The sequence below is a fragment of the Paenibacillus sp. Marseille-Q7038 genome (genome assembly GCF_965111595.1).
Genome location: NZ_CBCOOM010000001.1, coordinates 1,832,015 through 1,844,375 on the forward strand (window position 1 = coordinate 1,832,015; position 12,361 = coordinate 1,844,375).

Sequence of the window (12,361 nt, forward strand, 5' to 3'; positions counted from 1 at the left end):
TGGATGGCGACTTAATCATAATTAATTACTCATTCTCGATGAACGGGTAATCTATTCATGTATGTATTTCTATTTAAATAATTTGATAAGGTAAATTTGAGAATTTGTACTTTTTATCATTACCTTTAATTTTAACGGTTATCGGGAAGACGGTAGCTTTCTCACTCGTTGGCAACCAGATCCGGTTTGTAACTACGACAATAAACAATCCATGCTCATCTCCGACAGGCTGAAATATGGAGCGATCCCCTTTCCATAAAGGCAGGTTCATGTCCGCTTCTAATGCAGAGACCACACTTTCAACATTAGGAACGGGTAATCCTACTTCACTTACACATAGAATATCTTCGTTCGTAAATTCAATGGTAGAAACACTTTTACTTTTGATATTATGGCGGGCGATAAATTCAACAATGTTCCCTGCAGGATCACAAAAATAAACAGCATGAGCGTTCCAACTTTCAAACTCGAACTCATCTTGCGATTCGCTTTTTAGCAAAGTAACCCGTTCTGATAGATGTGCCTTAGCAAGTTTGAATTTGTCTTCATTAATATTCACTGCGAAGTGATAAAAAGGTTTCTCTGCCTGCTCATCTGCCTGTATAAATGTAAGTCTTGTTTCTCCAATGGCTACTGTAAACGAAAGGGAATCTTCTTTTACTAAACCTAATCCTAAGGTATGGACATAGAATGTTTTCAAATCTTTTAATTCGTGAGTGTTCAATATAACTTTTTCAAAAATCAAGATTCACCACACCTATCATATTTTTATAATTCATATTTCTAATTTAACATAATTTGAGCGAGTAAGATGTCCTATTGTCGAATTTTCTTACGAATGCAATAAGAACATTGGATATATTTGTATTTTAACAAATACGACCAAGACCTATGGTTCAAAAATCTGTATGATTGTAGCTTTGCCATTCCTCACCTGGGCTTCGGCTACTGCTCCGTTCACCAATGTGATCTGAGGTGGCATATGCCCACAGTCTATATCGTAAACGACCGGGATCCCCAGTTCTTCTGCAATTTCTTCGTATATATCTCGTTCATCATAACCTTCTACTGGATTATTCGCATGGCTTCGTCCAAATAAAATGCCGCGCAATGCGCAAACCAACCTGCCAATTTCATTTGAACAAGAGACCTGCGAAGATCCGTTGCACTAAGTTCACAATTTTCTAAATACCAAAGAATAGGTTCACCATTTATATACTGACGCTGAAATGTTTGCACATCACCATAAGGAGTCCCTATCAAATGCCGGATGACATCAATGCACCCACCAAGTAAACGACCGCGCAGAGTTACAGAAGATTCTGATATGGTCTTCCATTGTACGTTCTGTTAACTCAAAGATACAGGGTGAAGGCTTCTCATGCTTCCATTCCTTCTGATATCGTTCTGAAGAGAATTGCTGATTCGTTTTACGCGGCCGTGTTGTTAAAACCGTTTCCCATTTATCAGTAGTTTCGTCGGAGCATATTCCTCTTATATCCATCAGATTCGGACCGTGCGCTGTAGCAATCCCTGTCATAAGCGTAACAGCCAGCAGTAACACACTTGTATCTGAGTAACCCAAGATCCACTTGGGCTGAATTCGTTCGTATTCAATTTTATCCACGATCTCAATTAGTAACTCGCCACCCCAAGGCGGAAAAATCATGCCGATTTTGTCATTCTGCAAAAAATCATTCAGTTCATCTGCGCGTATGCTGGCAGGTGCGGATTTTGCTTTATGCTGAGTCCACACCGTTTGACCGCACACCACGTGGTATCCTTTCGCCTCTAGACGAATGACTGCCTGCTCAAGAAGATTATGTAATGTCTTCTCAACTCCTGATGAAGGAGCAGTAACTCCAATGGTCGTCCCCTTTTCTAAGAATGGATACTGAATCATCGGATTCCTCCAATTTTTATTTTTAAAAAAACTATGAATTTCCGTTATTATAATCTATCTTTTTTTAGAATAATATGTTTTCTTATTTTTTAATACCTAGTTAATGAGATAAATACGAAAAAAGGTTGGTTGTAGAAGAAGTAGATAGAAAGCGATATTGGATTTGTTATTGTGAATTTTTCATATGTTGAAATAATAATATAGATAGTAGGTTGGCCCCGAAAGAGTAAAAAAACAAGAATTAACCTTGTGCGAAAAATTCACAAAAAAAGCAACCGGCTATATCGGTTGCTTTTTGGTTTATTCAATTCAATTAATCACTTGGTTCTTTAAGCGAATTTTTCGGATTGTGATTTATGCAACACCTTAGTTCCCCTCTTCAACACCTGCCGTGCTACGATTTTTGTATTAACCATTTCTTCTCCAATACCAATCCAAAAATAAATGAAGGCAAAATGGAACAAAGATAAAAAACAAACCAATCAGGTTGAATTAGAAAATGGAAAAGAATATTTTCGTTTTTCATCAATACTCCTTGGTCGTTATGATCTTTAGGCATTCATACTCTATTTCTCTCATCTGTTCTCTCCGTAGAAATATGTAGTTCTCTGTATTTGGCAGGCGTAATCCCTTCCTTCTTTCGAAACGTTGCCACGAAATGACTCACATCGTTAAATCCAGCCTGTGCCGACACTTCTTTAAGAGTCTTATCAGGATTCATGATCATCATTTTTTTAGCCTGGCGAAGACGCAGATGAATTAGGTAAGAGTATGGACTCATGCCAAACGCATCCCTAAAAAGCTCATTTAAGTACGAAACACTCATATTCGCTTGTTCCACCATCTCAGCCAGCCCCACGTTCGATGAAAAATGCTGTTCCATCCATCGCACAACGGGACGAAGTTTATCATAATACTGAGAAAGCGAGGGCTGTTCGTTACGCATACCGTAATTTCTTAGCAGCATAAGAAAACGATATAGTGCTGTAGATAATTCCATTCCAGAGAGCTCCGTATCCCAGTCCGCTTTATGAATCATTTCTTCCATGAGAGATACGAAAGAAGCGCCTTCTGAAGCGATGGAATAAATGGCTGAAGTATTCATATCAAGCGAGTTCAGTATGGCCTCAGCAGCCGTGCCGCCAAATGTAATATATACAGTTACCCATCGATCCGATGCAGGGGAATAGGAGTGAGGTGTGAATGGGGTGAGCAGGACTCCTTGACCTGATGTCAGCAAGAATCGTTCTCCCCTCATTTCCATACTTCCTTCCCCTTCCAAAGTAAAGAGCCAGTGATAATACGGGTATCCGTCCGTTCGTGTAAATATCCGTTCCCACGCACTATAGCCTATCGTTTCAACAAATAGTGGAAGTGAGCGCTCTATTGTATTAAATACACATCTTCGGTTCTCGTCGCCCCAGTTCACCTTACCCTCCTCCTTCAATAAAGCCTTTACTATTCCATATGATAACAAAAAAAGCCAAGTAAAGAGCCAAAAACTCTATACTCGGCTTTCTGATATTCCTTTATTTGAGGAATACATCTAATGAAGCTAACGCCTTACCCTCAAAATCGAACAATCCTTGATTGGCCCAATGATTTCCCATTTCGGAAACATCGTTGCCATATTTCATACCCGCTAGACTTGCCCAGCTCGTCCCTTTTACCGGCAACCAGGCCGGCTCCCAGTATACGATACCGAGACCTTTTCCGTCAGGAACCTTACGGACTGTCTCCATCAGATCTTGAAGAAACTGCCCCTGACCTTCCACCGTTGGTGGATATCCAGCAATCTTGGACATTTCTTCTGTGAAAATATCTGCTCCCGACAAACTTTCCGTCGTATGGCCATAAGCCGTTTCTACTACAAGCACCTCTTTATTGAAGCGAGTACTGATGTCTTCCAAATTAAACTGCAGATCTTCGAGACCACCATGCCAGATCGGATAGTAAGATAACCCGATAATATCATAATCTACCTTCCGTTTACTCATTTCATCAAACCATGTGCGGTATAATACATTTTGCCCACCGGCATCCAGGTGCAAAATAATTTTCACAGGTCCTGCTTCTCTTGCTGCCCGCACCCCTGCTTTCAATAGTGCCGCAAGTGAATCGTACGACTTATCCCACTGCGCCGCTTCTGTTTCTTCAAAACTTTGCTTCTCAGGAACATAGGTAGGTGTTTTACCTTCTGGCCAAAGCATGCCGTTCGTTGTCTCATTCCCGATTTGTACCAGATCCGGCATGACATCACACAGTCTGCATACTTCAAGCACTTCCCTGGTATAGCGATAAACTTCCTCTTCCAACCTCTCACCTGTATAAGACTGCCAAGCCTTTGGCTTGTCTTGTTTCTTAGGATCTGCCCAAAAGTCGCTGTAATGAAAATCTAGCATAAACTGCATTCCGTGTGCTTTTGCTCTTTTTGCCAGTTCAATCGTCGTTTCCAGATCATTTGTGCCGCCCATATATGGCTTGCCTTCTTCATCATATGGGTTCACCCACAAACGCAATCTGACCGTATTCAGCCCTTTTATTTGTAAAATTTCGAATAAGTCTTTTTGTTCCTCACCTAGATAATATGCCCCGTCTAGATCTTCCACTTCTTTCAGCATAGAAATGTCTACACCTTTAACATATAAATCATTCATAAAGATCTTCCCTTCTATTAACAATATACCAAAAATTATAAAGCGTTTTCAGTAGTGAGGATATATAAAAAACGATGGGTGATTCGTATAAGAATATGATGAAAACAGGGTGTTGAAAAATAAAAAGGACGATCTATTAGGGTAGACCCTCTAGAACGTCCTTTTTAGGTATCGATAACTTCAAGCTCCTTATTTAGGATTTATCCACCGAAGAAGAAGTCGATGATATTCGAAGCCTTCGAGGATTTTTTATTATAGAATTCGGAATACCCGCAATTTTTGCAGTAAACTACAATAAATTGATTATTTTGTATATCAAACATTTTTGATAATCCAGTGCCTGTCATCGCTACTTCTTTGGTGTCCGCTTCCATACCTCCACATTTAAAACAGCCTCTTCCACTCATTTAAAATCGCCTCCTATTTACTTAATTAGGAATACGAAATACAGGAAGTTCTGGTTCCAATCTTTGTCTTGGAAATCTGGAATAAAGAGTCATACGTGACTCTCATAAACATTTGACAATTCTATATATTGATATAAAATTATAAATAAAGTCCATATATAGTATAAAATTATTACTTTTTTTAATAACAAGGAGGATCATGATATTGCTAATTGTTTATGATTCCATGACCGGAAATGTAAAAAGATTCATTTCAAAGCTTTCACTTCCGGCAGTTCAAATTCAGAATCAAATGACGATTGATGAACCGTACGTACTCGTCACATATACAACAGGTTTTGGTCAGATACCTGATAAGGTGTCTTCTTTTTTGCAAAAAAACGCTAAATACCTCATCGGCGTTGCTGCCAGCGGTAACCGCAATTGGGGTGAACGTTTTGCTAAAAGTGCAGATTTGATATCCGCATCTTATAACGTTCCTGTTATTAGTAAATTCGAATTATCCGGGACAAAAAGTGATGTTGAATATTTTAAACAAGAGGTGAACCGCATTGCGTCATATTGAATTAAATAACATGTTGCTACAGCGTGACTCTGATGGCTTCTTTCAATTACATAAAGACAAGGAAGCTGTAGAGGAATTCATGAAAGAAGTAAAAAGTAAGAGTCTGCAATTTGAAAGCATCGATGAGCAGATTAAATATATGATTGAACATGATTATTATGAAGACTTTTATGCTCTCTATACCCTGGATGAAGTTAGAACCATATTTGAAATTACACACGGGTATGGGTACCAGTTCCCTTCCTATATGGCAGCATCCAAGTTCTACACAGACTATGCACTTCGAAGCCGTGACCGAAAAACCTATCTTGAATCGTATGCTGATCGTGTAGCGGCGGTGGCTCTTCATCTGGGACGAGGTAACTTTGATACGGCTTGTTTGTTGTCTCGTTCGATGATGGAGCAACGCCTTCAACCTGCAACGCCCACATTTTTAAATGCAGGGAAAAGTCGGCGTGGTGAACTCGTTTCTTGCTTCCTGCTTGAAATGGATGATGCACTAAACTCGATTAACTATGTACTGAACACTTGTATGCAGTTGTCCAAAATTGGCGGCGGTGTTGCGGTTAACCTATCCAAACTTCGTGCTCGTGGCGAAGCTATTAAGGGTGTTGAAGGTGCTGCAAAAGGAATTACACCTGTTCTGAAACTGATGGAAGATGGTTTCTCTTACGCAGACCAGATGGGTCAACGTAAAGGTTCGGGAGCAGCCTATTATAATATTTTCGGCTGGGATGTAATGGAGTTCCTCGATAGCAAAAAAATTAACGCAGATGAGAAAATTCGTCTAAAAACACTTTCAATCGGACTTATTGTTCCAAATCGGTTTTATAAGCTCGCTCAAGATAATGAGCCGCTCTATGTGTTTGCTCCTTACAGTGTATATAAGAATTATGGAGTTCATTTGGATGATATGGATCTTGACGTGATGTATGACACGCTGCTGGCTGACGATCGTGTGAAGAAGAAAAAAGTCATGGGCGCACGCGATATGCTGACCAAAATAGCGATGGTTCAGCTTGAATCCGGCTATCCGTATATCGTCAATAAAACAAACGCCAACCAAGCCCACCCGCTAAAAAACGTCGGACAAGTAAAAATGTCAAACCTCTGTACAGAGATTTTCCAGTTGCAGGAGACCTCTGAAATTACGGACTACGGACAACCCGACATTATTCGTAAAGATATTAGCTGTAATCTTGCTTCCCTTAATATTGTAAATGTTATGGAGAGCGGCAAGCTCAAGGAATCGGTTCATGAAGGTATGATTGCACTGACCTCTGTCAGCGATATGACTCATATTGAAAATGCTCCCGGTGTCGCAAAAGCAAATGCTGAAATGCATTCTGTCGGTCTCGGTGTAATGAATCTTCACGGCTATTTTGCTAAAAACAAGATTGCTTATGAAAGCACGGAAGCCAAAGATTTTGTACGCACTTTCTTCATGACAATGAATTATCATTCCTTGGAGAAAAGTATGGAGTTTGCTAAGCAAACCGGTCAGACCTTCTATGGATTTGAAAAATCTGATTATGCAACGGGTGTCTATTTCGACCGTTATCTAACCACCGATTACCGACCTGCAACATCCAAAGTACAAACGTTATTTAACGGAATCTACATCCCTACTCCGGATGATTGGAAACTACTAAAGTCTGAGGTTATGGAACACGGTCTCTATCACGCGTATCGTATGGCTATTGCTCCAACAGCCAGCATTTCCTATATCCAAAACGCAACATCTAGTGTAATGCCGATCGTAGAGCAGATTGAGACACGAACCTATGCAAATTCAACAACTTATTATCCAATGCCGTACTTGCAAAAAGATAATCTCTTCTATTACAAATCGGCATATCAGATGGATCAATTCAAAGTTATTGACTTGATTGCAGAAATTCAGCCTCACGTAGACCAAGGTATCTCGACCGTACTGCATGTGAACAGTGATGTATCGACTAGATATTTGGCTCGGTGCTACCTCTATGCTGCTCATAAAGGGCTCAAATCTCTGTATTATACACGTACCAACAAGCTAACGATGGAAGAATGTCTTGCTTGTTCTATATAAATGTAATGATCTTTTAGAGCTATTAAGATAGGAGTTTGATATAAAATGACGGCAATTCAAGCTGTGAACTGGAATCGAGCTGATGATGAATTCACACTTATGTTCTGGAATCAGAACATTATGCAATTTTGGACCGATGACGAAATCCCTTTATCCGATGACAAAATGACTTGGGTAACGCTCAGTGATACTGAAAAAGATGCTTATATGAAAGTGCTTGGAGGTTTAACCTTACTGGACACGATTCAAGGGGGCGTTGGTATGCCTCAGATCATGGAGCATGTTGATGGGCTGCAGCGTAAAGCCGTCCTTAGTTTTATGGCGATGATGGAGCAGATTCATGCGAAGTCGTACAGCAGTATTTTCACAACCTTGGCTTCGACGGAAGAAATCGATCAAGTATTCCGCTGGGTAGAAGAGAATCCTTATCTGCAAACCAAAGCAGAAATCATTCGTGAGTACTACACAAGTATAGAAACCTCAAAAGATTTATATATGGCGATGTGCGCTTCTGTCCTGCTCGAGAGCTATTTGTTCTATAGTGGTTTCTTCTATCCGCTATATTTAGCGGGGCAAGGAAAACTAACATGCAGCGGGGAAATCATTGATCTCATTCTACGTGACGAGAGTATTCACGGTGTATATGTAGGTGTGTTAGCACAGGAAATCTATGCCTCTTTAGATGCACAAGAACAAAGAGAATTATATCAGAATCTAGTCGATTTGTTACAAAAGCTTCATCTTAACGAGCTGCAATATACGAAAGAGGTTTATACTCCTATTGATTTAGTGGAGGATGTAGAAGTATTCCTGCGCTATAATGCGAACAAAGCGATGATGAACCTCGGTTTTGAACCTTTATTTGAAGACGAAGAAGTGAACCCGATTGTGTTAAATGGGATTAGCACTCACACTAAACAGCATGACTTTTTCTCCAAAAAAGGAAATGGTTATATTCGTGCTTTGAAAGTAGAACCGCTGACAGATGATGATTTCAATTTTGATGAATTCGATAAATAAGAAATAAAAAAACTCAGCCCGTTCTTTACAAAGAACGGGCTGAGTTGATTAAGGAACCCCGTCTTTTTCAAGACATGGGTTTCTTTTATTTTACTTTAACCCATTACTGCAACCCAAAAATGAGATAACGGCATAACAATCAAGAGCGCTGGCAGCATGTTTGCAATAGGGAATGATTTTATTCCGCAAATACGGAAACCTGTAGCAATCATAATAATTCCGCCAGTAGCTGAAAAGTCTGCAATCATCGTTGCATCCGTCATAGGTACGATGAAACTTGCACTCAAGAACAAAGCTAAAAGTATAAAGAATTGGGGCACGGCAATGGTCATAACTATAAAACCAAGAGCAGTTGCAAAAATCGCTGCGGTAAAGAAATCAAGAAATGACTTGGTTAATAGAATCGATGGGTCCCCCGTCATCCCCTCATTGAAAGCTCCAAAAATACCGGTGCCGCTAGCACAAAAAAGAACTACTATACCCACAAATTGTTCCATAAATATATTTGGATCTTGAATTCTTCCCGTATCCTTAAAAATTTTGTTAATCGGTTTCTGAACAAGGGTAGCACAATGCTCAATCCCTTTTTCTAATTTAAAGATTTCACCGATTATGCTTCCTAAAATTAAGATAGTACTACGGCAGGCAACGTTTTTAACTGTACAGTTAAGCTGATCCCCATGACCATTGAGGCTAATCCCAGTGTCAAGGGTAACGCCGTTCGCAATCTTTCTGGTATTTTATTTCCTAATAAAGCACCTGCTAATCCCCCAACTAAAACGGTCAAACAATTAACAATAACACCTACGGGTAAATGCATTCCATACTCTTTCCTCTCTTACTAAGTTCTAATAACAAGCAATCACTAATAGCCCCCTATAACTATGTATATCTTTCTCAGCAATACTAGATTGATACTTAGGTATTAGTCGTTGTTCTCCTCCTTTGTAGCAATAAATATAATTATATCAACTACAATTTTGTGGAACAATTAATATTGTCATTGAGAACTAAAAAAGCCGCGCTGATCGGTCATGCGGCATTCATCGTTTATTACATATATTAGATATAATCTTCATCTTTATTAAACTATAAACCTGCTGACCTTTTTAACCTTTCCGCTATTTGAATAAGATCTTCAGCAGAGATCCCAGGTGCATTCTTCTTCAGGTAAATCCGGCAGTTCCGGTACGGGTCCACTATATCCTGGCAGTCCCGCAAATGCCTCAAGTTTCCCCCATCTGTTGGATGAACCCCTTTCCAGATCTGGGCAATCTGCTGATAGTCTTTATCACTGAATGTGTAAAGTCTTCGATGTTCGCCGGCCGCTTCCCACTTTCTTGTCGTATCAAATACTTTATTATCGAGTCTAGGTATGGGGAATAGCTTGGTTACATCGACTCCTGTTGCCATTTCAAGTGCTTTCGCATAAGCCAAAATATGTACACCGCCACGCACAAGTAAATATCCGGTCATTTCCCGAGCCGCCGGATGATCTGTCATTTCATACACTCTCATTTTATGTGTACGCGCTCCGCATTCCAAGAAGAAATTATGCAATAAATCGAATATTAGATTCCCCGCTTACCACATACGACCCGTTCCAGGGTCTTCCCATGGAATCATACGGAAGCGCAGTCTGTGCAGACTCAATAAAAAAATGAGATGTCATCCGTGCATCTTTACCTACTCGTAGCGGCGTTGTATCTGGATCTCCTGGGGATGTCGTACCGCTAAGCATAATATTAATCGTATTTGCTACAAGCTCAACATGACCAAATTCTTCTGCTGTAATGCTCGCTACAATATCATAGAACGGGCGCAACTTCGATTTCCCTCTAAAGTTGAAGGACTGAAACATATAATTATTCAAGGTCGACATCTCCCCGAAGCGTCCACCCATCAGTTCCTGAACGGCACTCGCACCGTTCGGATCCGGTCCTGAAGACAGGGGAAGCGGTAATTCAATGGCAAGACGATCTACTCGTTTAAACATTCCTATTTCCTCCTTAATTGCTCTTTGATTCATGTTATGTGGCGAGACTCGCACGTTATGCATGGACAGGTTTTTTTGTCATTTCTTGTTGTTGGTTTATAAAAATAAATAAAATGGTAGTAAACAAAAAAAAGAGCCCCTCTAACCGGAGCTCTCATTCGTTGATAGAACGTGTTAATTTAATACTTTATAATTGAAATCAGAAAAATCAGCCGTTCCGCCGATTTCTTCGGTAGAGAATAAAAACAAACCAATACGGCATCCCATAAATTGATCCAATTTATACACCATATGATGTGTAATCCCAAGCTTTCTCCAGCTCTCGCCGTCCAAGTAGTGGAACATACATTCATCCGTGTTGTTTATGAAGTTTGCCGATGCTTTTAACGTCACTTTGTTTTCTTTTACCGGAATTTTTGCATAGATGTTTCCCGGATTCGTATCTACTAAATTTCCAAAGATCGACTTATCGTCCGTATCTCGAGCGATCATTACCAAGTAATATTGCCCGCCCTCTTTCGTTAGAGCAATCAAACCATAGGTGCCAATTAAGAAACCTATACCGGCATAATCCCCGTCTTGTAGTTCACTGCCATCTAGAGTAACAACTGCCTCACATGCAGGACCCATCGCTCGCTGCGTCAGTGTATTCTGAGCAAACGTTACATTAGGACTGATTTTTCCGGATTGAATACGGTATGTCCCTGGCTTGTCTGTCACAGACCATAAATCATCATTCGGAATATGATTCCACTGCCAGAAATCTTTCAGCTTCACTTTCCCATTCTTATCTATATCATAACTAAAATCATCGCTCCCGATTAGGGGCTTATATTCATACCCGGGTCTCGTACTTGGGATCTCAATGTGTGTTGGCGCCTCTTTCGCAAATACCGGAAAGTCATCTTTAAAATGCAGAGGAACGATGACCGGGATACGTCCTACAGCACCATGATCCTGAAATAGCATAGCATACCAGTCGCCATCAGGAGTATCGACAATCCCACCCTGAGCTACTCCGGCATTAAAATACCCCATGTCATCATTAAAAACTTCTCCGCCTGTAAATTCACCCTCTAATGAATCGGCAACATAACAAGCCTGCGTTCTACGTCCATTTGAAGCAGGTGTAATATGTATAAAGAAAGCATAGTATTTTCCGTTTATTTTATATAAATGGGCACCTTCATAACCTAAGAAGTACTCTCCCGGTTCTTTTACGATAATTCTGCTCAGTCCGTCTGGCTTGGGTCCAGATAAGTCCTCTTTTAGTTCGGTAAGATGAATGTCAGCGTTACCATAAATGAGATAAACACGGTCGTCGTCATCAAACAGAAGAGAACAGTCATGATAAAATCCTTCAATATACTGTTTTGTCCACGGGCCACTGATTTCACTTGATGTATATAAATAGGTTTTCTGCGTATCGTTTGCTACAAAAACAACATAGAATTTCCCTTTGTGATGACGGATCGAAGCTGCCCACATCCCTTGGCTGTAGATTTGCTGATCTCCCTCCAGCCTTTGCGCAGGTGTATCCTCCAAAACATCATATACATGCGTAGCTACTTCCCAGTTGATCAGATCGTAAGAACGCAGGATAACACACCCGGGCATCATATGCATCGTTGTACTAATCATATAATACGTATCTTCTACTCTAATCACGTCAAGATCTGGGTAATCGGCCCATATAATCGGATTGTTCTTCATGTTTTCTCTCCTTCTACTTTTTGATATTA

The 12,361-nt window shown here is 40.2% G+C and carries 10 protein-coding genes and 2 pseudogenes; 3 read left to right on the forward strand and 9 right to left on the reverse strand.

Features of this window, described 5'->3' with window-relative positions:
* Positions 1 to 73: 73 nt before the first annotated feature.
* From ACWPWY_RS08730 to ACWPWY_RS08750, 5 genes and pseudogenes are all read right to left on the reverse strand, one after another.
* Positions 74 to 745: a VOC family protein gene (locus ACWPWY_RS08730; protein WP_454191322.1), complete on the reverse strand. Its 672-nt coding sequence runs from the start codon at positions 743 to 745 to the stop codon at positions 74 to 76.
* 144 nt (positions 746 to 889) lie between these two features.
* Positions 890 to 1,903, reverse strand: a pseudogene (locus ACWPWY_RS08735) (S66 family peptidase).
* 559 nt (positions 1,904 to 2,462) lie between these two features.
* Positions 2,463 to 3,332, reverse strand: coding sequence for an AraC family transcriptional regulator (locus ACWPWY_RS08740; RefSeq protein ID WP_454191323.1), 870 nt, complete (start codon positions 3,330 to 3,332; stop codon positions 2,463 to 2,465).
* Between the two features lie 100 nt (positions 3,333 to 3,432).
* On the reverse strand, positions 3,433 to 4,560 hold the full coding sequence (locus ACWPWY_RS08745; protein ID WP_454191324.1) for a glycoside hydrolase family 53 protein: 1,128 nt from the start codon (positions 4,558 to 4,560) through the stop codon (positions 3,433 to 3,435).
* A 200-nt stretch (positions 4,561 to 4,760) separates the two neighbouring features.
* On the reverse strand, positions 4,761 to 4,967 hold the full coding sequence (locus ACWPWY_RS08750; protein WP_454191325.1) for a zinc ribbon domain-containing protein: 207 nt from the start codon (positions 4,965 to 4,967) through the stop codon (positions 4,761 to 4,763).
* A gap of 205 nt (positions 4,968 to 5,172) precedes the next feature.
* Here ACWPWY_RS08750 and nrdI point away from each other — a divergent pair, with 205 nt between their 5' ends.
* From nrdI to nrdF, 3 genes are read left to right on the forward strand one after another with little or no spacing between them, the layout of a single operon-like run.
* A complete protein-coding gene (nrdI, locus tag ACWPWY_RS08755; RefSeq protein ID WP_454191326.1) occupies positions 5,173 to 5,532 on the forward strand; it encodes a class Ib ribonucleoside-diphosphate reductase assembly flavoprotein NrdI in 360 nt (119 codons plus the stop codon).
* Entirely contained in the window at positions 5,519 to 7,603 is a 2,085-nt protein-coding gene (nrdE, locus tag ACWPWY_RS08760; protein WP_454191327.1) for a class 1b ribonucleoside-diphosphate reductase subunit alpha, read from the forward strand. The genes nrdI and nrdE overlap by 14 nt, the downstream gene beginning before the upstream one ends.
* A gap of 45 nt (positions 7,604 to 7,648) precedes the next feature.
* The gene (gene nrdF / locus ACWPWY_RS08765; protein ID WP_454191328.1) at positions 7,649 to 8,623 is read left to right on the forward strand and encodes a class 1b ribonucleoside-diphosphate reductase subunit beta; all 975 of its coding nucleotides are present in this window, start codon (positions 7,649 to 7,651) and stop codon (positions 8,621 to 8,623) included.
* A gap of 95 nt (positions 8,624 to 8,718) precedes the next feature.
* Here the strand turns inward: nrdF and ACWPWY_RS08770 are convergent.
* The 4 genes and pseudogenes from ACWPWY_RS08770 to ACWPWY_RS08785 all read right to left on the reverse strand — a co-directional run bounded on the left by ACWPWY_RS08770 (position 8,719) and on the right by ACWPWY_RS08785 (position 12,332).
* A pseudogene (locus ACWPWY_RS08770) lies at positions 8,719 to 9,443 on the reverse strand (DUF554 domain-containing protein).
* Positions 9,444 to 9,712: 269 nt separating this feature from the next.
* Positions 9,713 to 10,183, reverse strand: a complete 471-nt coding sequence (locus ACWPWY_RS08775) for a manganese catalase family protein (RefSeq protein WP_454191329.1) — start codon at positions 10,181 to 10,183, stop codon at positions 9,713 to 9,715.
* The gene (locus tag ACWPWY_RS08780) at positions 10,176 to 10,619 is read right to left on the reverse strand and encodes a manganese catalase family protein (protein ID WP_454191330.1); all 444 of its coding nucleotides are present in this window, start codon (positions 10,617 to 10,619) and stop codon (positions 10,176 to 10,178) included. Before ACWPWY_RS08780 ends, ACWPWY_RS08775 begins: the two co-directional genes overlap by 8 nt.
* A gap of 174 nt (positions 10,620 to 10,793) precedes the next feature.
* Entirely contained in the window at positions 10,794 to 12,332 is a 1,539-nt protein-coding gene (locus ACWPWY_RS08785; protein WP_454191332.1) for a glycoside hydrolase family 43 protein, read from the reverse strand.
* Between the last annotated feature and the right edge of the window lie 29 nt (positions 12,333 to 12,361).

Bases quoted from the DNA above. Each gene is read 5' to 3' on its own strand.
- ACWPWY_RS08785 (WP_454191332.1), bottom strand. From the start codon at position 12,332: ATGAAGAACAATCCGATTATATGGGCCGATTACCCAGATCTTGACGTG.
- ACWPWY_RS08750 (WP_454191325.1), bottom strand. From the start codon at position 4,967: ATGAGTGGAAGAGGCTGTTTTAAATGTGGAGGTATGGAAGCGGACACC.
- ACWPWY_RS08745 (WP_454191324.1), bottom strand. From the start codon at position 4,560: ATGAATGATTTATATGTTAAAGGTGTAGACATTTCTATGCTGAAAGAA.
- ACWPWY_RS08780 (WP_454191330.1), bottom strand. From the start codon at position 10,619: ATGTTTAAACGAGTAGATCGTCTTGCCATTGAATTACCGCTTCCCCTG.
- nrdF (WP_454191328.1), top strand. From the start codon at position 7,649: ATGACGGCAATTCAAGCTGTGAACTGGAATCGAGCTGATGATGAATTC.